The 23,690-nt window shown below is 61.5% G+C and carries 20 protein-coding genes; 6 read left to right on the top strand and 14 right to left on the bottom strand.

From position 1 onward, the window contains the following. Nucleotides 1–7: 7 nt before the first annotated feature. Genes creB through creD form a run of 3 tightly spaced genes read left to right on the top strand, consistent with a single transcriptional unit; the run spans nucleotide 8 to nucleotide 3,516 of the window. The gene (gene creB / locus BT204_RS00430; RefSeq protein WP_072445567.1) at nucleotides 8–676 is read left to right on the top strand and encodes a two-component system response regulator CreB; all 669 of its coding nucleotides are present in this window, start codon (nucleotides 8–10) and stop codon (nucleotides 674–676) included. Beyond that, nucleotides 676–2,115, top strand: a complete 1,440-nt coding sequence (gene creC, locus BT204_RS00425; protein WP_072445566.1) for a two-component system sensor histidine kinase CreC — start codon at nucleotides 676–678, stop codon at nucleotides 2,113–2,115. The genes creB and creC overlap by 1 nt, the downstream gene beginning before the upstream one ends. Before the next feature lie 51 nt (nucleotides 2,116–2,166). Then, a complete protein-coding gene (gene creD / locus BT204_RS00420) occupies nucleotides 2,167–3,516 on the top strand; it encodes a cell envelope integrity protein CreD (protein WP_072445565.1) in 1,350 nt (449 codons plus the stop codon). 207 nt (nucleotides 3,517–3,723) lie between these two features. Here the strand turns inward: creD and BT204_RS00415 are convergent, their stop codons facing one another. The 8 genes from BT204_RS00415 to BT204_RS00385 form a co-directional block, all read right to left on the bottom strand. After that, a complete protein-coding gene (locus tag BT204_RS00415) occupies nucleotides 3,724–4,353 on the bottom strand; it encodes a glutathione S-transferase (RefSeq protein WP_072445564.1) in 630 nt (209 codons plus the stop codon). Between the two features lie 106 nt (nucleotides 4,354–4,459). Further along, entirely contained in the window at nucleotides 4,460–4,630 is a 171-nt protein-coding gene (locus tag BT204_RS27810) for a hypothetical protein (protein WP_175550951.1), read from the bottom strand. Beyond that, a complete protein-coding gene (locus BT204_RS00410) occupies nucleotides 4,627–5,730 on the bottom strand; it encodes a PepSY-associated TM helix domain-containing protein (RefSeq protein WP_054920747.1) in 1,104 nt (367 codons plus the stop codon). Before BT204_RS00410 ends, BT204_RS27810 begins: the two co-directional genes overlap by 4 nt. Nucleotides 5,731–5,792: 62 nt before the next feature. Next, nucleotides 5,793–8,222, bottom strand: coding sequence for a TonB-dependent siderophore receptor (locus tag BT204_RS00405; protein ID WP_072445563.1), 2,430 nt, complete (start codon nucleotides 8,220–8,222; stop codon nucleotides 5,793–5,795). A gap of 211 nt (nucleotides 8,223–8,433) precedes the next feature. Continuing rightward, on the bottom strand, nucleotides 8,434–9,402 hold the full coding sequence (locus BT204_RS00400) for a FecR domain-containing protein (RefSeq protein ID WP_072445562.1): 969 nt from the start codon (nucleotides 9,400–9,402) through the stop codon (nucleotides 8,434–8,436). Further along, nucleotides 9,399–9,917, bottom strand: coding sequence for an RNA polymerase sigma factor (locus tag BT204_RS00395; protein ID WP_034128860.1), 519 nt, complete (start codon nucleotides 9,915–9,917; stop codon nucleotides 9,399–9,401). The genes BT204_RS00400 and BT204_RS00395 overlap by 4 nt, the downstream gene beginning before the upstream one ends. A gap of 148 nt (nucleotides 9,918–10,065) precedes the next feature. Then, complete coding sequence (locus BT204_RS00390) at nucleotides 10,066–10,773, bottom strand: 3'-5' exonuclease (protein ID WP_072445561.1); 708 nt, start codon at nucleotides 10,771–10,773, stop codon at nucleotides 10,066–10,068. After that, nucleotides 10,770–12,692, bottom strand: a complete 1,923-nt coding sequence (locus BT204_RS00385; RefSeq protein ID WP_072445710.1) for a putative nucleotidyltransferase substrate binding domain-containing protein — start codon at nucleotides 12,690–12,692, stop codon at nucleotides 10,770–10,772. Before BT204_RS00385 ends, BT204_RS00390 begins: the two co-directional genes overlap by 4 nt. A 246-nt stretch (nucleotides 12,693–12,938) precedes the next feature. On the opposite strand from BT204_RS00385, the gene BT204_RS00380 reads away from it, so the two are divergent. Continuing rightward, the gene (locus BT204_RS00380; protein WP_019817416.1) at nucleotides 12,939–13,385 is read left to right on the top strand and encodes a response regulator; all 447 of its coding nucleotides are present in this window, start codon (nucleotides 12,939–12,941) and stop codon (nucleotides 13,383–13,385) included. Between the two features lie 155 nt (nucleotides 13,386–13,540). Here BT204_RS00380 and BT204_RS00375 read toward each other — a convergent pair whose 3' ends face one another. Further along, nucleotides 13,541–15,718, bottom strand: a complete 2,178-nt coding sequence (locus tag BT204_RS00375; protein WP_054896773.1) for a malate synthase G — start codon at nucleotides 15,716–15,718, stop codon at nucleotides 13,541–13,543. Between the two features lie 320 nt (nucleotides 15,719–16,038). Between BT204_RS00375 and BT204_RS00370 the strand changes: the two genes are divergently transcribed. Next, entirely contained in the window at nucleotides 16,039–16,551 is a 513-nt protein-coding gene (locus BT204_RS00370; RefSeq protein WP_003194815.1) for a glycine cleavage system transcriptional repressor, read from the top strand. A 222-nt stretch (nucleotides 16,552–16,773) separates the two neighbouring features. On the opposite strand, the gene rarD is transcribed toward BT204_RS00370, so the two are convergent. The 5 genes from rarD to BT204_RS00345 form a co-directional block, all read right to left on the bottom strand. Then, nucleotides 16,774–17,658, bottom strand: coding sequence for an EamA family transporter RarD (rarD, locus tag BT204_RS00365; protein WP_034128856.1), 885 nt, complete (start codon nucleotides 17,656–17,658; stop codon nucleotides 16,774–16,776). A gap of 183 nt (nucleotides 17,659–17,841) precedes the next feature. Then, complete coding sequence (locus BT204_RS00360) at nucleotides 17,842–18,816, bottom strand: serine/threonine protein kinase (RefSeq protein ID WP_034128855.1); 975 nt, start codon at nucleotides 18,814–18,816, stop codon at nucleotides 17,842–17,844. A 161-nt stretch (nucleotides 18,817–18,977) separates the two neighbouring features. Beyond that, nucleotides 18,978–20,876, bottom strand: coding sequence for a PhoX family protein (locus BT204_RS00355; protein ID WP_072445560.1), 1,899 nt, complete (start codon nucleotides 20,874–20,876; stop codon nucleotides 18,978–18,980). A gap of 79 nt (nucleotides 20,877–20,955) precedes the next feature. Continuing rightward, nucleotides 20,956–21,720 carry a TOBE domain-containing protein gene (locus BT204_RS00350; protein WP_072445559.1) on the bottom strand — a complete coding sequence of 255 codons (765 nt, stop codon included), beginning with the start codon at nucleotides 21,718–21,720 and terminating at the stop codon, nucleotides 20,956–20,958. 58 nt (nucleotides 21,721–21,778) lie between these two features. After that, on the bottom strand, nucleotides 21,779–22,516 hold the full coding sequence (locus BT204_RS00345) for a ComF family protein (protein WP_072445558.1): 738 nt from the start codon (nucleotides 22,514–22,516) through the stop codon (nucleotides 21,779–21,781). Nucleotides 22,517–22,608: 92 nt separating this feature from the next. Between BT204_RS00345 and bioB the strand changes: the two genes are divergently transcribed. Continuing rightward, on the top strand, nucleotides 22,609–23,664 hold the full coding sequence (gene bioB, locus BT204_RS00340; RefSeq protein ID WP_014720209.1) for a biotin synthase BioB: 1,056 nt from the start codon (nucleotides 22,609–22,611) through the stop codon (nucleotides 23,662–23,664). Nucleotides 23,665–23,690 lie beyond the last annotated feature (26 nt).

Genomic DNA, 23,690 nt, shown 5'->3' with positions numbered 1-23,690 from the left:
TGAGCCCATGCCGCACATCCTGATTGTCGAAGACGAAGCGGCGATAGCCGACACGCTGATCTTTGCCCTGCAAGGCGAAGGCTTCACCACCACCTGGCTGACGCTCGGCCAGGCGGCGCTGGAGCATCAGCGCCAGACCCCGGCCGACCTGGTCATGCTCGACATCGGCCTGCCGGACATCACCGGCTTTGAAACCTGCAAGCAATTGCGCCGCTTCAGCGAAGTGCCGGTGATGTTCCTCAGTGCCCGGGATGCGGAGATCGACCGGGTGGTAGGGCTGGAGATCGGTGCCGACGATTATGTGGTCAAGCCTTTCAGCCCGCGGGAAGTGGCGGCGAGGGTCAGGGCGATTCTCAAGCGGGTCGGCCCGTGTGTGGCGCCAACCCTGTTCCAAGTGGATCTGGAACGCATGCAGATTCTTTATCGCGGCCAACCCTTGAGCCTCACGCGGCATGAGTTCCGCCTGCTGCAAAGTCTGCTGGACCAACCCGAGCGCGTGTTCAGCCGCGAGCAACTGCTGGACGCGGTGGGCGTACCCGTTGATGCCGGTTACGAGCGCAATATCGACAGCCATATCAAGAGTGTGCGCAGCAAACTCAGGAGTGTGGCGGCGGATGCCGAGCCGATCCAGACCCATCGTGGCCTCGGCTATAGCTACAGCCCGAGCCACAGCTGATGCGTCTTGGGCTGCGGATTTTCCTGGTGTATGCGCTGTTTATCGGCCTGACCGGCTACTTCGTGCTCAACACCGTGATGAAGGAAATCCGCCCCGGCGTGCGCCAGTCCACCGAAGAAACATTGGTGGACACCGCCAACCTGCTGGCTGAAATCCTGCGTGCAGACGTTAAAAACGGCACCCTCGGCCAGAGCCATTGGCCCGAGATGCTCAAGGCCTACGGCAACCGTCAGCCGGGTGCGGTGATCTGGGGGCTGCCGAAAAACCAGGTCAACCATCGCATCTACGTGACCGACGCCAAGGGTAGGGTATTGCTCGACTCCAGCGGTGAAGCGGTGGGCCAGGACTATTCGAAATGGAACGACGTGTACCTGACCCTGCGTGGCGAATACGGTGCGCGCTCCACCCGCAGCGATGCAGACGACCCCACCTCATCGGTGATGCACGTGGGGGCGCCGATTCGCGATAACGGGCAGATCATCGGCGTGGTCACGGTGGCCAAGCCCAACAGCTCGTTGCAACCCTACGTGGATCGCACCGAGCGGCGCCTGCTGTGGTACGGCGCCGGGCTGGTCACCCTGGGGCTGCTGCTGGGCGCGCTATTGTCATGGTGGCTGACGGCGGCCCTCAGACGCCTTACCGCCTATGCCGAAGCCGTGAGCGAGGGCCGCCGCGCCGAGTTGCCGCATTATCGCGGCGGCGAGCTCAAGCAGTTATCCACCGCCGTGGAACACATGCGCACGCAGCTGGAAGGCAAGGCTTACGTAGAGCGCTACGTGCATACGCTGACCCATGAACTGAAGAGCCCGTTGGCGGCGATTCGCGGTGCAGCAGAGCTGTTGCAGGGTGACATGAGCCGCGAGCAGCAGCAGCGGTTTGTCGGCAATATCGACAGCGAAAGTGCGCGCCTGCAACAGTTGATCGAACGCCTGTTGAACCTGGCCCAGGTGGAGCAGCGACAGGGTCTGGAAGAGCAATCGAGCATTCCTTTGGCCGCCCTGGTTGAGGATGTGCTCAAGGCTCAATGTGCGCGGGTCGAAGGCGCCGGCTTGCACGTCGAGCAGGCGATTGCCGCTGATGTGAAGGTATTTGGCGAACCTTTCCTGCTACGCCAGGCCCTGGGTAACCTGCTGGACAATGCCTTGGACTTTACTCCGCCCGGCGGCACGCTGCGGTTCAGCGCGCAGGTGCGGCATAACGAGGTGCAGGTCAGCCTGTTCAACCAGGCGGAGGCGATTCCCGATTACGCCTTGCCGCGCCTGAGCGAGCGCTTCTACTCGCTGCCGCGCCCGGCCAGCGGGCGCAAAAGTACGGGCCTGGGGCTCAACTTTGTCGAGGAGGTGATGAAGCTGCACGGCGGCTCGTTGCAGATCGGCAACGTACCGGGCGGCGTGCAAGCGGTGCTGCATCTCCACACAGTCTCCACATTGCCCACATAAATCTCCCATACCCACTGGGCAGACTCTCCCCATCAAAACAGGGAGAGACCCATGAACCGCAACCTGCTTTTCAAATTGGGCGCGATTGCGCTGCTGATCCTGCTGTTGCTGATTCCATTGTTGATGATCAACGGCATCATCAGCGACCGTCAGCAACTGCGCGACGGCGTACTGATGGACATTGCCCGCAGCTCAAGCTTTGCCCAGCGCCTCACCGGGCCGGTGATGGTGGTGCCGTATCGCAAGACCGTGCGTGAGTGGAAGCTCAATGAAAAGCTCAACAAGCGCTACGAAGAAACCCGTGAAGAACGCGGCCGTCTGTATTTCCTGCCGGACCGGTTTGAGCTCGACGGCAAGGTGCAAACCGAACTGCGTGCGCGGGGCATTTACCAGGCGCGGCTGTTCCATGCCGACAACCGTATCAGCGGGCGTTTCGACTTGCCGGCGCAGTTGGGGATCACCGAAGACTTTGCCGACTACCGCTTTGAGCCGGCGTTTCTGGCGGTGGGCATCAGTGATATTCGTGGTATTGAAAACGCGCTGAAACTGGAGCTGGGTGACCAGCGGCTGGAGTTCTCGCCAGGCTCCCAAGTCGACTGGCTGGGCGAGGGCGTGCATGTGACGCTGCCGGCGCAGGACGGCAAGAAACCCGCCGTGCTGGAGTTCGCCTTCGACCTGCGCCTGCAAGGCACCGAGCAACTGCAAGTGGTGCCGGTGGGCAAGACCAGCCAGGTAACACTGGCGTCCAACTGGCCGCACCCGAGCTTTGTCGGCAACTTCCTGCCGGCTCAACGTGAGGTGACCGACCAGGGCTTCAGCGCCAATTGGCAGACGACATTCTTCTCCACCAACCTCGAACAAGCCCTGCAGAACTGCCTGGACGGGCAAGGCTGTGAAGACTTCAGCAACCGCAGCTTTGGGGTGAACTTCATCGACCCGGTAGACCAGTACCTCAAGAGCGATCGGGCGATCAAATATGCGCTGTTGTTTATCGCCCTGACCTTTGCCGGCTTCTTTCTCTTCGAGGTGCTCAAGAGTCTGGCGGTGCACCCTATCCAGTACGCCCTGGTGGGCGTGGCGCTGGCGTTCTTCTACCTGCTGCTGTTGTCGTTGTCCGAGCATCTGGGCTTTGCCCTGGCCTACCTGATATCCGCCAGCGCCTGTGTGGTGTTGATCGGCTTCTACGTATGCCATGTGCTGCGTAGCGTCGCCCACGGCCTGGGGTTTTCGGCCGGGCTGGCGGCGTTGTATGGCTTGCTGTACGGCTTGCTCAGTGCCGAGGATTACGCGCTGTTGATGGGCTCGCTGCTGCTGTTTGGCCTGCTGGGCACGGTGATGGTGCTGACGCGCAAGCTGGATTGGTACGGGGTGGGTAAACGCAAGGTGGAGCAAGGGCAATGATCGGATTGCGCGAAGATCAGCAGATGAAAGCGAGGATGGTCGACTTCCTCACCAACGCCACCTTTCACTGTAGGAGCGAGCTTGTTGTGGCGAGCAAGCTTGCTTGCGCTGGGGTGCGAAGCGCCCCTGATAAAGCCGGCTCCAGCTGCGCTGTCGAGCGGGAGCAAGCTCCCTCGCCACAACAAACTCGCTCCTGCAGGGGGCTGGTCAAACCGGGGGTTGGGTCTGGTGCATCGAAGACCGCTGGCTGACTTCGGCGTACCAGGCGGCGAGCTTGGGGTTATCTATGCGCCATTGCAGATCCGGGTGGCGAAAGTCTATGTAGCCCAGGGCACAGGCCACGCTGATGGCGGCGATGTCGAAGTGGCTGGCCAGTTCGGCAATGGCGTCCCGCTCCAGTTCGGCGAGGGCGCGGCGGATCTTGTTGCGCTGTTCGTCCAACCATTGGTCCCAGTGTTTCTCCACCGGACGCATGGCGGTCTCGTAACGTACCAGCACGGCGGCATCCATGATGCCGTCAGCCATCGAGGCCAGGGTCAGGCGCCGCCAGCGGGTCGAGCCGTCGCGGGGGATCAGCGGGCTGCCGACATGCTGGTGGTCGAGGTAGTCGAGAATCACCCGGCTGTCGTGCAATACCGAACCGTCGGCCAGGCGCAGGGCCGGGATCTTGCCCACGGGGTTGCCTTGCAGCACTTCGGCATCCGGGTTGACCGGCGTGGGCAGGCACGCGTGCAGGGCCACACGATCCTGCTGGCCGGTCTCGATCAGCAGCACGCGCACTTTACGCACGAAGGGCGAAGCGGGGTTGTGGAACAAGGTCATGCTGGGGGCGGACATGGGCATTCCTCTGTAGGAGCGAGCTTGCTCGCGAATAACGCCAACGATAACGCAGCTCGCCTGGTTTAACGCGGTGCTCTCAGGTTTTTCGCGAGCAAGCTCGCTCCTACAGTAGTTTGTAGACGGCAATGGCCGCGGGTATGCCCAGCCCGATCCAACTCAACGAATCCCACCACCCATCGCCCAGCAACGCGGCAAACAACCCGGCGGCACTGAGCAGGCCAATCCCCAGCGGTATGGCAAAGACCTTCCAGACATTCGACTGCCGCGGCTTCATACCTTGGCCGCCTTGCGCCGTACGATCCATAAGTAAATGCCGCTCACCAGCACGATGATGGTCAGCACATCCAGCACCGCCCACAAAATCTTCATCGGCATGCCGCCGTAATCACCGAAATGCAGGGGTTGGGACATGCCCATGGCATCCATGTACCACGGCCGTTCGGCGATGGCGGTGACGGCCAGGGTGCTGGCGTCGATCAGCACCGGTGTCAGCAAATGGGAGGTCAGGTGGGTGCTGCCCTTCATGAACACGGCGTAGTGATGTTCGCTGGAAAAACGCGTGCCGGGGAAGGCGATAAAGTCCGGTTCCATACCGGGCGCGGCCTTGGCCGCAATGCTCAACAGCTCCGTGGCGGGCGCGCGTTGGGTCAGCGGCGGGGCGTTCTTGTAGGGTTCGATCATGGCGCTGAGGCTGTCCTCGCGCCACGCCGCGATGATCAAGTCGGCGCAGGCGCTGATCACGCCGGTTACCCCCACTACCAGCGCCCAGGTCAAAGTGACCACGCCGATCAGGTTGTGCAGGTCGAGCCAGCGCAAACGGGTGGACTTGTCCTGGCGCACGGTGGCGAACTTCAAGCGACGCATGAATGGCAGGTACAACACCGTGCCCGAGATAATCGCCAGCACAAACAGAAGGCCCATGAACGCCAGCAATAACTTGCCCGGCAGTCCGGCAAACATATCCACATGCAGGCGCAGCAGGAACAGAGTGAAGCCCCCATTGGCAGACGGCATTTCGACGGTTTCGCCAGTGCGGGCATCGAGCATGAAGGTGTGCGACGAGTTCGGCTCAGTACTGGCTGTGGCCGCCATGATCGCGATCACGCCGTTATTGTCGTCTTCGTCCCAGGCAAGGTACTGCATGGCCTCGCCGGGGCGATGGGCCTGGGCTTTGGCCACAAGCTGCTCAAGGTTGAGCCGGGGCGTATCGGCAGGCATCTGCGCCAGTTCGGGCTCATTGCCCAGCAGGTGGTCGATCTCGTGGTGAAACACCAACGGCAGGCCGGTGAGGGCGAGCAGCAGCAGGAATACGGTGCAGATCAGGCTGGTCCAGGTGTGGATGAAGGACCAGCGGCGGATGGTTTTGCTTTTCATTGTCTAGCCTTCAGATGCACCAAAGCCGCCTTGTTGGGCGGCCTGGTGGTTAGCTCAGCTGATTACCACTGGTAGGTGGCGCTGGCGACGACGCTGCGTTGGTCGCCGAAGTAGCAATAGGAGCCATCACAGGTGGACATGTAGTCTTTGTTGAACAGGTTGGTCGCGTTCACTTTCACCGACGCGCCCTTGAGGCTGTTGTCCAGGCGGCCGAGGTCGTAATGCACGGAGCCGTCGAACACGGTGTAGGCGTTGGCCTTGCCGGCCCAGGTATTGGCTTGGTCGCCATAGGTATTGCCGGTGTAGCGTGCGCCGAAGCCGATACCGAAACCGTCGAGGGCACCGGTGTGCCAGGTGTAGTCGGTCCACAAGGACGCTTGTTGGTTAGGCATCAGTTGCAGGCGGTTGCCTTTGTACTGACCTTTTTGCACCTCAGACTTGGCCAGGGTGTAGGCCGCGATGACCTTGAGGTTTTCGGTCACATCAGACACGGCTTCCAGCTCCAGTCCCTTGACCTTTACTTCTCCGGTCTGGTCGGTCACGGAGGCACCACCGGACTGGAAGCTGGTGACTTGCACGTTCTTCTGGGTCAGGTCGTAGACCGCTGCACTCAGCAGGGTGTTGGAGCCGGGTGGCTGGTATTTGATCCCCAACTCCCACTGCTTGCCTTCCGTCGGCTTGAACGACTGGAGGGGGTCGACGCTGGCGTTGCTCGCAGGCTGGAACGACTCGGCGTACGAGAGGTAGGGGACGAAGCCCGAGTCGAACACATAGCTCAGCGCCGCATTGCCACTGAAATTCTTGCTGCGGTCGGTATTGGTCGCGTCGTTCTTGTTGAAGTAGGTGGTGCCCTGGTGCACCCAGTCTTCACGACCACCAAGAGTCAGGCGCCAGTTGTCCAGGGCCATCTGGTCCTGCACGTAAAGGCCGGTCTGCACGGTTTTCTGGTTGTAATCGTAGAACGCGGTGGAGCGCGCCGGGCGCACGATCGGCTGGCCATAGACCGGGTTAAAGATGTTCGTGGTGCCACCGTCGCCGAAAATCGCCAGGTACGAGGTGTCGGTGCGTTGATGATCCAGGCCCAGCAGCACGGTGTGGGAGATGTCGCCAGTGGCGAAGTCAGCCTGGAAGTTGTTGTCCACCGCGAACTGGCTGATGTCCTCGTCCACATTGGTCGAAGAGCGGCTGATGTCGCCATTGGCATCGGCGGGGGAGAAGGCAAACGAGCCTACCGTCAGTTGCTGGAACGCCAATTCGGATTTGGTGTAGCGCAGGTTCTGCTTGAATTGCCAGGTATCGTTGAAGCGGTGCTCGAACGCGTAGCCCAATGCGTAGTAGGTGCGGTCGTAGAAGTCGTAGTCCGGGTCGCCGAGGTTCTTGTGGTGGGAAACCTCGCCTAGCGGTGATTTGATTTTGGTGCCCTGGATCGGCAGGAACTGGCTGGTGGTGCCGGTATCGTCACGGGTGAACTGTGACAGCAAGGTCAGCTTGGTATCGGTGTCGATATTCCAGGTCAAGCTCGGTGCGATGTTGTACCGCTTGTTGTCGATGTGATCGACCTGGGTACCGGCATCGCGTACCACGCCGCCAACGCTGTAGAGAAACTGGCCCTCATCATCGATCTTGCCAGTGCTTTCGAAATTGATCTGGCGGTAGTTGTCACTGCCGTATTGCATCTGGATGGCGTGGCTCGATTCAGCGCTGGGGCGGCGGCTGACCATATCCAGCAGGCCGCCCGGAGGGGTCTGGCCATAGACTGACGAGGCCGGACCGCGCAGCAGGGCGAGGCGGTCGAGGTTCCAGGTTTCGGCTTTCGGGTTGGCGTACACGCCACGGGGCAGTGGCAGGCCATCAAGGAATTGCGTCGGCTCGAAGCCGCGTACGCGCATCCAGTCGTAACGGGTGTCGCTGCCGTAGCTGGCAGACACGATACCGGGCATGTATTTGACCGCATCGTCGAGGTTCTGCACGTTACGGTCCTGCATTTGCTCGCGGGTGGCTACCGAGATCGAGCGTGGTGCCTCGACCAGCGCGGTATCGGTTTTGGTGCCGGCGGCGGTACGCTTTGCTACATATCCCTCCACCGGCCCCCAAGCGCTTTCATAGCTGCCTTGGCCGGTGATGTTGGTGGTCGGCAAGGCAACGACGCCCTCCGGAACCGGCATCAGGGTGTAAGTGCCCACACTGCTCTGCTCCAACTGCAAGCCAGTACCGCGCAGCGCCTCACGCAACGCGCCCTGCGCATCGAACTGGCCTTGGACCGGCGCCGAGGTCTTGCCGGCGGCGAGTGCAGGGTTGAGGGTCAGCGCCAGGCCGGCCTGGCTGGCGATCTGGTTCAGGGTGGTGGCCAGGGGCGCAGCGGGCAGGTTATAGGCGCGCACGCTGGAGGCTTGTTCGGCGGCGATCAGCGGGGTGCTGGCGAGCGGGGCGCTGAGGGCGATCGCCATGGCTAACAGGCTGGGGCGCAACAAGGTGTCTAGCGTGCGGGACATACGGGCGGCTCCTGAATGGAAATATTTCTCAATTGCCTAGGTGCCGAGCGAGAATCGAAAAGTGATAGGGCCGGGTGAAAATATTTTTTGCGGTGTGCTGTGATCGTTCCCAAGCTCCGCGTGGGAACGCCTCGTGTGACGCTCTGCGTCACGGCCTGGGACGCAGAACGTCCGGGCTGCATTACCACGCGGAGCGTGGGAACGATCAAGCCTAAGGCTTACCCTTGACGGTCACCCACCACGGCGTGTGCTGCTCGATCTGCACCGGCAAGGTCGGCAACAGCGCATTCAATGCCAACGTGGTGTCGCGCAGCGGGAAACTGCCGGTGATGCGCAGGTCGGCCACGTTCTTATCCACCCCCAGGTAGCCGGTGCGATAGCGCGCCAATTCCTCGATCACATCCCCCAGCCGAGCGTTGTCCACTACCAGCATGCCGCGGGTCCAGGCATCGGTGGCGGGGGTGACGGCCAACAGTGGCCCGAGCCCGTCGCCGCGCATCAGCACTTGCTGGCCCGCCTTGAACACTTGTTCCTGGTGCAGCGCCTCGGGCTGGGCGGCCACGGCAGACTGCAACACACTCAGGCGCGTAGCGTCGTCTTCGCGCTTGACGATAAACCGGGTACCCAGCGCCCGCAGGCTGCCGTCGCGGGTTTGCACGTAGAAAGGGCGCGAATCGTCGTGGCCGGTTTCGACGAGAATTTCGCCTGCCTGCAACACGATCAAGCGGCGTGCTTCGTCGAAGCGCACATCAATGGCGCTGTGGGTGTTGAGGTTTATTCGCGTGCCGTCCGCCAGCTTCAGCGTGCGCTGTTCACCGGTAGCAGTGCGCTGGTCGGCCAGCCAATAGTGAATAGGCACGTAACGCTCACCGGCAAACAGCGCCAGGCCGCACACCAGCACGATACTGGCCAGGCCCCGGCCCAGCTTGCGCACGCGCTGGCGAATGCCGTGGCGCGACTGCAGCAGCGCCGCCCGAGCCGGGCCCGAGGCCACACTGAAACGCTGGTCTAGCATGCCCAACTGGCGCCAGGCGCGAGCGTGTTCCTCATCGCTGGCCAGCCACTTGCTGAACTCTTCCTGTTCCACCGCGCTGCCGTCGCCCGAGTCGAGGGACAGTTGCCAGGCAATCGCGGCATCCAGCACGCGCGACGACACCGGTTTGGAGCCGATCGCGGTCACGACGGCTCGCCATACAGTGCGATGTAGCACTGGCGAATGCCCTGGGCCAGGTATTGGCGCACGCGCGGCACCGAAACCCCCAGGCGCTGGGCGATCTCGGCATGGCCCAGGCCGTCGAGGCGGTTATAGAGGAACGCGGCGCGGGCCTTGCTCGACAACTTGCCGAGCAGGCGGTCGATGGCCTTGAGGTCTTCGAGGATCAGTTGCTGGGCTTCCGGCGAAGGCTGTTCGTTTTCCGGGATCAGCATCAATTCGGTGAGGTAGGCCTGTTCCAGGGCCGCACGACGGAAATAGTCAAACAGCAAACCCTTGGCGATGGCCACCAGGAACGCCCGCGGTTCGCGGGGCTCGCGCAACTCATCACGGCCCAACAGGCGCATGAAGGTGTCCTGGCTCAGGTCTTCGGCACGGCTTGGGCACGCCACATTACGTCGCAGCCACGCCAACAGCCAGCCACGGTGGTCGCGATACAACGCACCAACAAGCTCACTGCGTGGGGTATGGACCGACGACAAGGCATCACCGAATAAGGTTTAAACTAACGAGAATTATTCGCGATTGTGTCAGAGGCGTAGGGTGGGCGCAATTGGCGTCTGTCGGGTGATCGTTCCCGCGCTCTGCGTAGGAATGCATCCCGCGATGCTCCGCGTCGGGCGCGAAGCGTTAAAGGGAAGGGGACTGCTTGCGTCGTTTCCATTGGGCCAAACGCTCATACAGCGCCTGGGGCGTATCGATCTGTTGCTGCCGCGCCCGGCTGAACAGGATCAACATCAGCTCCGCCGTCGCCAGTGCATCGGCGCTGGCATGGTGGCGTTCGCCGGCCTGTAGCCTGAAGTGGTTGAGCCAGTCGTCCAGCCCGGCTTCGCGGATATGCGCCTCTGGGCATAACAGCGGGGCCAGGTCTGCTACATCCAGGAACGGATGGGCCAGGCGATAACCCAGGCTGTCCTTGAGCGCCCGGCACAGCATGTGTTGATCAAACGGCGCATGGAAGGCCAGCAGCGGACTATCGCCCACGAACGCCATGAAATCCAGCAACGCCTCGGCCGGGTCGCTGCCGGCGGCAATTGCACTGGGCCCCAGCCCGTGGATCAGCACACTGGGGCTGAGCTTGGTGTCGGTGCGCTGCAGGGTACGTTCGAACAGTTGGGAGAAATCCACCGCACCGTCTTCGATGACCACGGCGCCGATGGACAGCACCTGGTCGCGGTGAAGGTTCAGGCCGCTGGTTTCCAGGTCCACCACTACCCAGCGCTGGCTGCGCAATGGGCCGTTGCCCAGTTCGGCGGGCTTGGGTAAATGCTCCAGGCGCTGCTGTTGCGCAGCGTTGAGCCCGGGCTTTTTCGCGCGCAGCCAGCCAAACAAACTCATAGCTGATACCGCAAGCTCAGGCTGCTTTGCAGGCGTTGGGCCTGGCGCAGGGACTCACGCAGGATGCGCCGGTCCAGGTGGTTGAGGCTGTCGGGGTCGACGCGGTTGGAATAGGGCAGGTTCTCGCGGGTCTGCAATTGGTGCTGCTGCATGCGGGTCTGCTGGATAAAGTGGTAGGCCTCTTCATAGGCGGCGCCATCCAGGGGTTCGATAACGGCCTTGTCCACCAACTGGCGCAGGCGTTCCAGGGTGTTGTTGGCGTGGATGCCATTGGCCAGGGCCAACAGGCGCGCGCCATCTACAAAAGGTGTAAGGCCCTGCACCTTGAGGTCGAGGGTGGCCTTTTCGCCATGTTTGCGGGTCAGCACGAACTCGCGGAAACGCCCCACCGGCGGGCGCCGCAGTAGTGCATTTTCGGCCAGCATCCGTTGGAACAAGCGGTTATCCGCCACCTGATCGAGAATGCCCTGACGCAGTTGCTCGCACCCGCGCTCGTCGCCCCATACCACGCGCAAGTCAAAATAGATGCTTGAGCCCAGCAGGTTTTCCGGCGTCGCCTCACGAATGAACGCGCCGAAGCGCCGCGCCCACTCCACGCGGGACAAGCACAGCTCGGGGTTGCCGGCCATGATATTGCCCTTGCACAGGCTGAAGCCGCACAGCGCCAGGCTTTGGTTGATGTGCTGCGCCAGCGGTAGCAAGCGCTCACGCCTTTCGGCGGCTTCGACGGCGTCCTTGGCCTCGAACAGGATGCCGTTGTCCTGGTCGGTGTACAGCGTTTGTTCGCGGCGGCCTTCACTGCCAAAACACAGCCAACTGAAGGGCACGCCGGGGTCGCCTTTTTCCGCGAGGGTCAGCTCGATCACCCGGCACACGGTGTGGTCGTTGAGCAGCGTAATGATGTGGGTGATCTGGGTGGATGAGGCGCCATGGGCGAGCATGCGCTCCACCAACTGGCCGATTTCACCGCGAATCGCCACCAGGTTTTCCACCCGGGGCGCGTTGCGGATGGTGCGGGCCAGGTGCACCAGGTCCACACGCTGCAAGGAAAACAAGTCACGCTCGGAGACCACGCCACACAGGCGCTGGTCTTGCACCAGGCACACATGGGCGATATGTCGCTCGGTCATGGCGATGGCTGCGTCGAAAGCGCTGTGCTCCGGGCTCAAGTAAAACGGCGCCTGGGTCATGTGCCCGGCAATGCTCTGGCTGAAGTCGCTGGCGCCATCGGCGACCACCTGGCGCAGATCGCGCAGAGTGAAGATGCCCAGGGGCGCCTTGTGTTCGTTGACGATCACAATGCTGCCGACCTGTTGTTCGTGCATCAAGGTCACCGCTTCGCGCAACGCTGTGTGCGGGCTGCAGGTGACCGGGTGGCGCATGGCCAATTCACCCAGGCGGGTATTCAAGGAGTATTGGGTGCCGAGGGTTTCCACGGCTTTTTGCTGTACCTGCTGGTTGACCTGGTCGAGCAGGCTGCTGACCCCGCGCAAGGCGAAATCACGAAACGGGCTGGACAGCGCGAACAGTTTGATAAAGGCCGGTTTGTTCAATTGCAGGCAGAAGGTGTCTTCAGCGGCTTTGTGTTCTGTACGGGTCGCGCGCTCACCCAGCAAGGCGGCGAGGGGGAAGCATTCGCCGGTGGCGATTTCAAAGGTGGTGTCCGCCGAGTCTGGACGCTCACCCACGACCCGCCCCTGCTTGACGATATAAAAGTGCTCGACCGGGCCGCCCGACGGTTTGAGGATGCTGTCGCCGGGGCCGTAGAAACGCAGTTGGCACTGCTCCACCAGGAAAGCCAGGTGCGCCTGTTCCATCTGGTTGAACGGCGGGAAGCGTTGCAGGAATTGCAGGGTGCCGTGGATGTTCTGCAACACAGCGGTTTTACCCGCCTGTGCGAATGCATCAGCTTTACTCATAACAGTGACCGCAGTGTTTTTGTCGTTATCGTGCTGCATGGTCGACTCCTGCGCAGTGGGTGCCCATTGGACGTAAGTCTAGGTCGAGGAGTACCGCGCAAAACTAGGGAAAAACCTTACATGACAATCGTCCAAAACCCGTAGAAAGCCCACTAGGCAAACTTTCCGACGAAGTGCACATTGTTCGCCCTTCCGCAGATGTCTGACGAGTGTGCTGGGAGATTGATGAGAACTGCTGAGAAACGTATGTCCGACCACGATATTTTGAGTGATGCCGAGCGCGAGGCGCTGAGCGCCGTGATGCTGGAGCCCGATTTACCCCCCCAACGCGTTTTGATCGTGGACGACGACAAGGACGCGCGTGAATTGCTGGCGGAAATCCTTGGGCTCGATGGTATTCGCTGCATGACTGCCGAAAGTGGCGAGGCTGCGTGGGATTTGTTGAAGACGAGCAGTTCCATCGGTTTGCTGATCACCGATCTGCGCATGGCGCCCAGCAATGGCCTGGAATTGATCCGCCAGGTGCGTGAGTCCACCCGTGCGGCGTTGCCGATCATCATCATGTCTGGAGACGCGGAAGCGCCGGATGTGATTGATGCGATGCATTTGAGCGTGGTGGATTTCTTGCTCAAGCCGATTGATAGCGTGAAGTTGGCGAAGTTGGTAAAGCGGGAGTTGGGGATGGTGCCCTGAGTGTGAGGTGACTGGCCTGGCCTCTTCGCGGGCAAGCCCGGCTCCCACATTTGAAATGCATTCCCCTGTGGGAGCTGGCTTGCCTGCGATTCAGGCAACGCGGTCTAACTGACACTGATAAAAAAGCCCTGATCTTTCGATCAGGGCTTTTTCCATTACAGGCCGTTCTTGGCCTTGAACTCCCGACGCCTGCGGTGCAACACCGGCTCGGTATAGCCATTAGGCTGCTTGGTCCCTTCAATCACCAACTCCACCGCTGCCTGGAATGCGATGTTGCTGTCGAAGTCCGGAGCCAGTGGGCGGTACAACGCATCCCCGGCATTCTGGCGGTCTACCACGGGCGCCATGCGCTTGAGGCTTTCCATCACCTGGTCTTCGTTGACAATGCCGTGGCGCAGCCAGTTGGCGATGTGCTGGCTGGAAATACGCAGGGTGGCGCGGTCTTCCATCAGGCCGACATCGTTGATGTCCGGCACCTTGGAGCAGCCCACACCCTGGTCGATCCAACGCACCACATAGCCGAGGATGCCCTGGGCGTTGTTGTCCAGCTCGTTGCGGATCTCTTCCTCGGACCAATCGGTGTTGCTGGCCAGAGGAATGGTGAGGATATCGTCCACCGAAGCGCGCTCGCGTTTGGCCAGCTCGGCCTGACGGGCGAACACATCAACCTTGTGGTAGTGCAACGCATGCAGGGCTGCGGCGGTCGGCGACGGTACCCAGGCGGTGTTGGCACCGGCCAACGGGTGGGCGATTTTCTGCTCGAGCATCGCCGCCATCAGGTCGGGCATGGCCCACATGCCTTTACCGATCTGTGCACGACCTTGCAGGCCGGTGCTCAGGCCGATATCGACGTTCCAGTTCTCATAGGCGCCGATCCACTTTTCTGCCTTCATGGCCGCCTTGCGCACCATCGCGCCGGCTTCCATGGAGGTGTGGATTTCATCGCCAGTGCGGTCGAGGAAACCGGTGTTGATAAACACCACGCGCTCACTGGCCGCCTTGATGCAGGCCTTGAGGTTGACCGTGGTGCGGCGCTCCTCGTCCATGATCCCGACCTTGAGGGTGTTGCGCGCCAGGTTCAGCACCTCTTCGATGCGACCGAACAGTTCGTTGGTGAACGCGGCTTCTTCCGGGCCGTGCATCTTCGGTTTCACGATGTATACGGAACCGGTGCGGCTGTTCTTGCGGGTGTTGTTGCCGTTGAGGCTGTGGATCGCCGCCAGGCTGGTGATCAGGCCGTCGAGGATGCCTTCGGGTACTTCGTTGCCGTCTTTATCGAGGATCGCGTCGATGGTCATCAAGTGGCCAACGTTGCGCACGAACAACAGCGAACGGCCGTGCAGGGTCACGTCGCTGCCATCCACGCCGGTGTAGACGCGGTCAGGGTTCATGGTGCGGGTGAAGGTCTGGCCGCCCTTGGCCACTTCTTCGGCCAGGTCGCCCTTCATCAGGCCGAGCCAGTTGCGGTAGATCACCACTTTGTCATCGGCGTCGACGGCGGCGACGGAGTCTTCGCAGTCCATGATGGTGGTCAGCGCAGCTTCCATCAGCACGTCTTTGACGCCGGCAGCGTCGGTCTGGCCGACTGGGGTGCTGGCGTCGATCTGGATTTCGAAGTGCAGGCCATTGTGCTTGAGCAGGATCGCAATCGGCTCGGCCGCAGGGCCCTGGAAACCGATCAACTGGGCATCGTCACGCAGGCCGCTGTTGCTACCGCCTTTGAGGCTGACGATCAGCTTGCCATCGACGATTTTGTAGCCGGTGGAATCGACATGGCTGCCGGCGCTGAGCGGTGCGGCCTCGTCGAGGAAAGCGCGGGCGAAGGCAATGACCTTGTCGCCACGCACTTTGTTATAGCCCTTGCCTTTCTCGGCGCCGTTGGCTTCGCTGATGGCGTCGGTGCCATAGAGCGCGTCGTACAGCGAGCCCCAGCGCGCATTCGAGGCATTGAGGGCGAAGCGGGCGTTCATCACCGGCACGACCAGCTGTGGGCCGGCCATGCGTGCGATCTCATCATCGACGTTTTGGGTCGAGGCCTCAAAGTCTGCGGCTTCTGGCAACAGGTAGCCGATGTCTTGCAGGAAGGCTTTGTAGGCCACCGGGTCATGGGCCTGGCCGGCGTGGGTCTGGTGCCAGGTATCGATCCGCGCCTGGAAGTCGTCGCGTTTGGCGAGTAGGGCTTTGTTCTTCGGGGCCAGGTCATGGATGACCTTGTCGGCACCGGCCCAGAACTGGTCGGCAGTGATGCCGGTACCGGGAATGGCTTCGTTGTTCACGAAGTCGAACAGGACTTTGGCGACCTGCAGGCCACCGACTTGAACGTGTTCAGTCATTGCTTGCCTCACTCTGCGGAGCTTATGCGCTTTTTCAGATTTTCATTATGTAGTGCACGGTTGGGCATACTACATGATGACTTGCGGTTGTGAAAATTAGACTAAATACGTCGTTTAGCGACCCACTTTGGTCGTACGGTCACAGCGGAGAACAGGATGTTCTCAAAAAACTATTGGATTGTTCCAGATAAATATCAAAATGGTACACGATTTGTCTGTGAGAGCTGGCTTGCCTGGGATGGACGTTAACGATCACGCGTACCTTCTGGATATACGCGGCATGTCTATAATCGAGGATCAACCAACCGAGGGACTGCGCCATGGACCATCTTGTACTCACTATTATCGCCGCCGACAAACCCGGCCTGGTTGAACGCATCGCGCAGAACATTGCCAGTCATGGTGGTAACTGGCTAGAAAGCCGCATGGCGCACATGGCCGGGCAGTTTGCCGGGATCCTGCGGGTGAGCGTGCCGAGCGAGCAGCGACAGGCATTGGTGGGGGCATTGGAGGATTTATCCACCCATGGCATTCGCGTGTTGGTGGGTGAGGGCAGCAGCGGGCAGGCATCGGCGTCCAAGCCGATCCTGATGACCCTGGTGGGCAATGACCGCTCGGGCATCGTGCGTGAGATCACCGCGCTGCTGAGCCAGCAGGGCGTCAACCTGGAACGCCTGAGCACCGATGTGCGCCCGGCGCCCATGAGCGGTGATCCGCTGTTCAATGCCGAGGCGTTGTTGCAAGTGCCGGCCACGCTGTCGCTGGAAACCCTGCAAGAGGCTTTGGAAACCTTGGCCGATGATTTGATGGTGGAGTTGCGTCAGGAGGAATAACGATCCACAAGGTTATGCAGGGAAATCTTGCATGGGCCTGTGGATAACCTGTAGAGACCCGACGCCAGGCCACGCCCGCCGGCCTTCTGCGTAAGTTGAGCAAAAAACGAGCAGTTTCAAGGGCTTGTGCACAAATGGCGGGGATCAGGTTGTGGATAACCTTTGGGTGGAACGCTGCAAGCCACGAAAGCCGTGGCTTGCAGAGGTTTGTACGTTATTTGATCAGCGTTTGCGCACGGTCAGCCAGGCATCCAGGCTGTACACCACCAACCCGGCCCAGATGAAGGCGAAGGCGATCAGGGTGCTCGGCGCCAGGTGTTCACCGAACAACAGCACGGCTTCGAGCAACACCAGCGTCGGCGCCACATACTGCAAAAAGCCCAGGGCGGTGTAGGGCAAGTGCCGTGCAGCGGCGTTGAAGCACACCAGGGGAATCAGCGTCACCGGGCCTGCGGCCACCAGCCACCAGGCCTCGGAGGTGCTCCAGAACGCCAGTTGCGCGCTGTGGGCGGTCGGGTTGAACAGCAACCAGGCGACGGCAATGGGTACCAGCATCCAGGTTTCCACCACCAGGCCTGGCAGCGCCTTGACCGGCGCCTGCTTGCGGATCAAACCGTAGAAGCCGAACGTCAACGCCAGCGCCAGCGACACCCACGGCAGGCTACCGACTTGCCACACCTGCTGCGCCACACCTACCGCTGCCAACCCCACCGCCACCCATTGCAAACGGCGCAGTCGCTCGCCGAGGATCAGCATGCCCAGCAGCACATTCACCAGCGGATTGATGTAGTAACCCAGGCTCGCTTCGAGCATGCGCCCGGTGTTCACCGACCACACATAAGTCAGCCAGTTAGCGGCGATCAACGAACCGCTGAGAGCCAGGATCGCCAGGCGCTTGGGGTTGTCGCGCAGTTCGCGAAACCAGCCGGGATGTTTCCACACCATCAGCAACAGCCCACCGAACAGTGCCGACCACAATACGCGGTGCACAATGATCTCGGCGGCGGGCACGCTGGCGATGGCTTTGAAGTAGAGCGGGAATAGACCCCAGATGACATAGGCGCTCAGGCCCAGGATGTACCCCTTGCGGGGGTTGGCGGCTTGCATTGCAGAATCCTTGCTCAGGCAGCTAACAAAGCGCAATTGTAAGGATATTTGTCAGACAACGCTCGTTCCCACGCTCTGCGTGGTAACGCCGCCTTGGACGCTCTGCGTCTGCTCTTAAATCGTGACGCGGAGCGTCACAGGATGCGCGCCCATGCAGAGCGTGGGCGCGATGATGGAACGCGTTCAGAAGAGTTTTAGCGGCTCTTCATTGAGCGCCGACAGTTGCTCACGCAACGCCAGCACCTGGTCGCCCCAATACCGCTCGCTGCCAAACCACGGAAAGCTATGGGGAAACGCCGGGTCGTCCCAGCGTCGTGCGAGCCAGGCACTGTAGTGCATCAGGCGCAGGGCGCGCAGCGGCTCGATCAGCGCCAGTTCGCGCGGGTCGAAGTCGTGGAATTCCTGATAGCCGTCCATCAGTTCCGAGAGCTGGCCGAGGCATTCCTGGCGGTCGCCAGCCAGCATCATCCACAGGTCTTGCACCGCCGGGCCCATGCGGCAGTCATCCAGGTCGACGATATGGAACATCTCGTCGCGGCACATCATGTTGCCGGGGTGGCAGTCACCGTGCATGCGGATGTTCTTGTGCGGCGTGGCCTTGTAAACCTCTTCCACACGCTTGAGCAGGTCGCGGGCCACGGACTCGTAGGCCGGCAACAGGCTTTTGGGAATGAAGTTGCCTTCAAGCAAGGTGGTGAGGGAGTCGTGACCGAAATTCTTCACCCCCAGGGCTTCGCGGTGTTCGAACGGGCGGGTGGAGCCCACCGCGTGCAAACGCCCCAGCAGTTGCCCGAGCCGGTAAAGCTGATCGAGGTTGCCCGGCTCCGGCGCGCGGCCGCCACGGCGCGGAAACAGGGTGAAGCGGAAACCTGCGTGTTCGAACAGGCTCTCGCCGTTGTGGATCAATGGGGCGACCACCGGTACATCGCACTCGGCCAGTTCGAAGGTGAAGCGGTGTTCTTCGAGGATCGCCTCGTTTGTCCAGCGCTGGGGGCGATAGAACTTGGCGATCAGCGGTTCGGCGTCTTCGATGCCCACTTGGTACACGCGGTTTTCGTAGCTGTTGAGCGCCAGAACCCGCGCGTCGCTGAGGAAACCGATGCTTTCGACGGCGTCGAGCACCAGGTCTGGGGTGAGTGTTTCAAACGGGTGGGCCATGCGAACTCCTGCGCGCAGCAGGGCGCCGCGTCCGGCCGGGTATGGTAACAGCATAGATAGGCGGTGGCTGTGCGGACGCCTTCGCAGGCAAGCCAGCTCCCACACTGGCATGTATTTACACATCGAGATGTGGGAGCTGGCTTGCCTGCGATAGCGGTCTATCAGGCGCCTACGATCCCGCCATCATCCCGCCGAATCGCCATCACCGACGACCGCGGTTTGCCATTGGGCAGGTGTTCCGGCCAGGTCGAGCCACCGGTTTCCCCTGGGTGCTGAATGCCCACGAACAATGTTTTCTGGTCCGGCGAAAAGCTGATCCCCGTCACTTCACACGCCACCGGCCCCACCATGAAGCGACGGATTTCTCCAGTGCTCGGGTCGGCGCACAGCATCTGGTTATTGCCCATGCCCGCAAAGTCGCCGGCGTTGCTGTAGTCGCCATCGGTCAGGATCCACAGGCGCCCGGCTTTGTCGAAGCCCAGGCCGTCGGGGCTGTTGAACATGTTTTGCGGGTTGATGTTGGACGAGCCGCCCTTGGGGTTGCCGGCATGCACGCCGGGGTTGCCGGCCACCACGAACAGGTCCCAGGTGAAGTCCGTGGCACCGTGGTTATCGGCGTCGGCTTTCCAGCGCAGGATCTGGCCGTATACGTTCTTCTCCCGTGGATTGGGGCCGCCCACCGGCTGGCCCTCTTCGCCGCGTTTGGCGTTGTTGGTCAGGGTGCAATAGACCTGGCCATCGGTAGGGCTTACCACGATCCATTCCGGGCGGTCCATGCGCGTGGCTTTCACCACGCTGGCGGCCAGGCGCGCATGAATCAGCACCTCGGCCTGGTTGGCGAAACCGCTGCTGGCGTCGATGCCGTTTTTGCCATGGGTGAGTTCAACCCACTGGCCTTTGCCCTTGGGGTGGTCGGCATCACCGTCGCCTGCGTCGAAGATCGCCACGTACAAGGTGCCGTGGTCGAGCAGGTCTTTGTTGGCCTTAGGGTTGTTGTGGTTGATCTGATCGCGGCTGATGAACTTGTAGATGAATTCACCGCGTTCATCGTCGCCCATGTACACCACGGCGCGACCGTCACGGGTTTCGGCGAGGGCCGCGTTTTCGTGTTTGAAGCGCCCCAGGGCCGTGCGTTTGACTGGCGTGGATTGCGGATCGAACGGGTCGATTTCCACCACCCAACCATGGCGATTGAGTTCGTTGGGGTTCTTAGCCATGTCAAAGCGCGGGTCGTGCTGATGCCAGTTGATGTCTTTGCTGGCGGCCACCACGCCGTAGCGCTTCTGCCCTGCGTCGAAGGTTTGCTGCGGGTTGCTGCTGCCGAAGCAGTCGGTGAAGTTTTCTTCGCAGGTCAGGTAGGTGCCCCACGGCGTCTTGCCGTTGGCGCAGTTCTGGAACGTGCCGAGGACTTTTTTGCCGCTCTTGTCGGCGCCGGTTTTCAGCCAGTCATGGCCGGCGGCAGGGCCACTCAAACGAATCGGTGAATTGCCGTGGATGCGCCGGTTGTAGCGCGAATCCTGGACGAACTGCCAGGTGTCACCCTTGCGGCGCACTTCGATCACCGACACGCCTTCGCTGGCCAGGGCCTTGCGCACGTCTTCGGCAGATTGTGGCGCGCCGCCGTGGGCGTAGAGGTAGCGATAGTTGGTGTATTCGTTGTTGATCGCCATCAGCGCGCGGTTGTCGTCACCGGGGAATGGAAACAGGCTCATGCCGTCGTTGTTGTCGCCGAACTGTTGTTCCTGAGCCTTGGCGGTGCCATGGCCGGACGGGTCGAAAGCCGGGGCGTTCTTGTGCAGGGGCTGGCCCCAACTGATCAACACCGAAGCACTGTAGCCCGGTGGCAGGGTGATGGTGTCGCTGGTGGCGGCGGCGATGCTGGTGAACCCCAGCAACGGGCTGGCGGTAGCGGCATTCACGGCCAGGGCGCTGCGGCTCAGCAGGTTGCCGCCGAGGAACATCGCGGCGCCGCACAGGGCGCCTGCGCCGATAAAGCGACGGCGGGTCAGGCCCACCATCTGTTCAAGGTCGGTGGCTTGGTTTTCTTCTAATAGGCTCATCACAGGCTCCTTAAGGTTTTTGCAGACACCTTAAGCAGCGCTTGTGACCGAATTGTTGCAGCTTGAAGACGCGCGCCCGTTACACCGGGGTGCCAAGCAATACATGGCTGGGTGCAAACTGCACGCGGATTGGCTGGCCCTGCGCTGCATTAATGGCCTTGAGTGCGACGGGCGGCGCCAGCGCGCACAACACTTGGCCGTTGGCTAGGGCAATACGCACCTCGCTGGGGCCGTCGTCGGCGGCGAGAATGGTCTCGATCCTGCCTTCCAGGCAATTGTGTCCAAGTGTTTCAGCTTGTCCGTCCGCCAGTAATTCAAGCCACCCGGCCTTGATCAGGGCCACTACTTCCACACCGGTCTGCAGCTCCAGGCGCAGGGTGCTGTCGTGGGTGATCTGTGCGTCGAGGTGCAGGCCGCCGGCCAATTGCAGGCGGATCATGTCGTTGTGGCCATGGCTCTCTATGGTGCTGACCTGGCCGTGCAATTGGTTGCGCGCGCTGGTGCGCAGCATCAAGCGGCCCAGCAGGTTGAAGTCGCTGGCCGCTTCGTCCGAGCCAAGGATCTCGGCCTGAAGCAGTTGCAGGCGCTGATAGAGGCGCAGCACCCGTTCGCCTTCCTGAGTCAGTTTGGCGCCGCCACCGCCCTTGCCACCGATGCTGCGTTGCACCAGCGGTTTTTGCGCCAGGTTGTTCAGTTCATCAATGGCGTCCCAGGCGGCCTTGTAACTCAACCCGGCACTCTTGGCCGCACGGGTGATGGAGCCCTGCTCGGCGATATGCCCCAGCAAGGCAATACGCTGGGGGCGGCGGATGATGTGTTGGCTGAGAGGGCTGGGCACAGACATGGCAGATACGCTTGGGTGAGATGCGCCGACGTTGCCGCGCTGGCGCAGGGGAGTCAAGTCAGCTGCCGGGTTTGGGCGTACGGGCCAGGCAATACACATCCACCTGGCGCGCGCCGGCGTTTATCAACAAGCGCGCCAGGCTGTGGGCCGTGGCGCCGGTGGTGAGGACGTCGTCTACCAGCGCCAGATGTTGCCCTGCAACCTGGATGCCGGGGGCCAGTGCGAAGGCGTTGAGCAGGTTGCGTTTGCGCGTCTTGGCATCGAGGTCTTGCTGCGCCACGGTTTCATGGGGGCGTAAGAGCGCGTGTTCATCAAAGGGAATGTCGAGGGTGTGATTGAGCCAGCGGGCCAGCATCAACGCTTGATTAAAGCCGCGTTCGCGCAGGCGTTTGCGCGCCATGGGCACCGGTAGCAGGCAGTCGGGGCGCTCCAGTTCGGCGTTATCGAAGCGATGTTGCAAGTGCTGCCCCAGCAGGCGCGCCAGCAAGTGCCCTAGCGGCCAACGCGCCTGATGCTTGAAGCGGCTGATCAAGGTGTCCACGGGAAAACTGTAGGTCCATGGCGCGACCACCTGGTGAAAGGCCGGTGGCTGTTTTTGGCACTGGCCGCAGAGCAGTCCGTCCATGGGTAAGGGCAGTGCGCAGCGTTCGCACTGTTCCATCAGCCATGGCAATTCTGTTTCGCAGGCGCTGCACAGGGGCTCGTCTGATTCGATGCACTCATCGCAGATCAAACAGGTCTGTATGCTTTTTAACCAGATGTAAACTTGGTGTTTGTGCTCAGGTTGACAGTGCATGAATCTTCCTTAAATATGCCGAGCATCCGTGTCGTGCCTGTGGGTATTGCCTTTCCCGCAGCGCTTGCCAAAGCATAATCAAGGAATCGCCCATGAGCGCCAGCACCTCTGCCACCCTGCGTCACGATTGGTCTTTAGCTGAAGTCAAAGCCCTGTTCGTGCAGCCCTTCAACGACCTGTTGTTCCAGGCGCAGACCGTGCACCGCGCGCATTTCGACGCCAACCGCGTGCAAGTGTCGACGCTGCTGTCGATCAAGACCGGCGCCTGCCCGGAAGATTGCAAATATTGTCCGCAGTCGGGCCACTACAACACTGGCCTGGAAAAAGAGAAGCTGATGGAGGTGCAGAAGGTCCTCGAAGAGGCCGCACGTGCCAAGGCCATCGGCTCGACGCGTTTCTGCATGGGCGCGGCATGGAAACATCCGTCGGCCAAAGACATGCCCTATGTGCTGGAAATGGTCAAAGGCGTGAAGGCCATGGGCCTGGAAACCTGCATGACTCTCGGTCGCCTTGACCAGGACCAGACCGAAGCCCTGGCCCAGGCCGGCCTGGACTACTACAACCACAACCTCGACACCTCGCCGGAGTTCTACGGCTCGATCATCACCACCCGCACCTACAGCGAGCGCCTGCAAACCCTGGCGTACGTGCGTGACTCGGGGATGAAGATCTGTTCGGGCGGCATCCTTGGCATGGGCGAGTCTCTCGACGACCGCGCCAACTTGCTGATCCAGTTGGCCAACCTGCCGGAGCATCCGGAGTCGGTGCCGATCAACATGCTGGTGAAAGTGGCGGGCACGCCGTTGGAAAACGCCGATGACATCGACCCCTTCGATTTCATCCGCATGCTGGCGGTGGCGCGCATCCTGATGCCGCAGTCCCACGTGCGCCTGTCGGCTGGCCGCGAAGCCATGAATGAGCAGATGCAGGCCCTGGCCTTTTTTGCCGGCGCCAACTCGATCTTCTACGGCGACAAACTGCTGACCACCGCCAACCCCCAGGCGGACAAGGATATGCAACTGTTCGCACGCCTGGGCATCCTGCCCGAAGCCCGTGAAGAGCATGCCGATGAAGTGCATCAGGCGGCGATCGAGCAGGCGCTGGTGGAGCAAAAGAGCAGCGAGCAGTTCTACAACGCTGTGGTGTAACCACCTTTGGAATGCATTCCAGTGTG

It is taken from the genome of Pseudomonas sp. NFPP02 (assembly GCF_900119355.1).
In the GTDB taxonomy this organism is placed as follows: domain Bacteria; phylum Pseudomonadota; class Gammaproteobacteria; order Pseudomonadales; family Pseudomonadaceae; genus Aquipseudomonas; species Aquipseudomonas paracarnis.
Note: the sequence above shows the minus strand (reverse complement) of the source record. Positions and strands in the feature narration are given on the sequence as shown.

Excerpts from the sequence above, each read along its gene's own strand:
- BT204_RS00385 (WP_072445710.1), bottom strand. The coding sequence starts at position 12,692 with ATGAGTAAAGCTGATGCATTCGCACAGGCGGGTAAAACCGCTGTGTTG.
- BT204_RS00345 (WP_072445558.1), bottom strand. The coding sequence starts at position 22,516 with ATGCACTGTCAACCTGAGCACAAACACCAAGTTTACATCTGGTTAAAA.
- BT204_RS00405 (WP_072445563.1), bottom strand. The coding sequence starts at position 8,222 with ATGTCCCGCACGCTAGACACCTTGTTGCGCCCCAGCCTGTTAGCCATG.
- BT204_RS00360 (WP_034128855.1), bottom strand. The coding sequence starts at position 18,816 with ATGGCCCACCCGTTTGAAACACTCACCCCAGACCTGGTGCTCGACGCC.
- BT204_RS00415 (WP_072445564.1), bottom strand. The coding sequence starts at position 4,353 with ATGTCCGCCCCCAGCATGACCTTGTTCCACAACCCCGCTTCGCCCTTC.
- creB (WP_072445567.1), top strand. The coding sequence starts at position 8 with ATGCCGCACATCCTGATTGTCGAAGACGAAGCGGCGATAGCCGACACG.
- BT204_RS00410 (WP_054920747.1), bottom strand. The coding sequence starts at position 5,730 with ATGAAAAGCAAAACCATCCGCCGCTGGTCCTTCATCCACACCTGGACC.
- BT204_RS00380 (WP_019817416.1), top strand. The coding sequence starts at position 12,939 with ATGTCCGACCACGATATTTTGAGTGATGCCGAGCGCGAGGCGCTGAGC.
- BT204_RS00370 (WP_003194815.1), top strand. The coding sequence starts at position 16,039 with ATGGACCATCTTGTACTCACTATTATCGCCGCCGACAAACCCGGCCTG.
- BT204_RS00350 (WP_072445559.1), bottom strand. The coding sequence starts at position 21,720 with ATGTCTGTGCCCAGCCCTCTCAGCCAACACATCATCCGCCGCCCCCAG.
- creD (WP_072445565.1), top strand. The coding sequence starts at position 2,167 with ATGAACCGCAACCTGCTTTTCAAATTGGGCGCGATTGCGCTGCTGATC.
- creC (WP_072445566.1), top strand. The coding sequence starts at position 676 with ATGCGTCTTGGGCTGCGGATTTTCCTGGTGTATGCGCTGTTTATCGGC.
- rarD (WP_034128856.1), bottom strand. The coding sequence starts at position 17,658 with ATGCAAGCCGCCAACCCCCGCAAGGGGTACATCCTGGGCCTGAGCGCC.
- bioB (WP_014720209.1), top strand. The coding sequence starts at position 22,609 with ATGAGCGCCAGCACCTCTGCCACCCTGCGTCACGATTGGTCTTTAGCT.
- BT204_RS00355 (WP_072445560.1), bottom strand. The coding sequence starts at position 20,876 with ATGAGCCTATTAGAAGAAAACCAAGCCACCGACCTTGAACAGATGGTG.
- BT204_RS00375 (WP_054896773.1), bottom strand. The coding sequence starts at position 15,718 with ATGACTGAACACGTTCAAGTCGGTGGCCTGCAGGTCGCCAAAGTCCTG.
- BT204_RS27810 (WP_175550951.1), bottom strand. The coding sequence starts at position 4,630 with ATGAAGCCGCGGCAGTCGAATGTCTGGAAGGTCTTTGCCATACCGCTG.
- BT204_RS00390 (WP_072445561.1), bottom strand. The coding sequence starts at position 10,773 with ATGAGTTTGTTTGGCTGGCTGCGCGCGAAAAAGCCCGGGCTCAACGCT.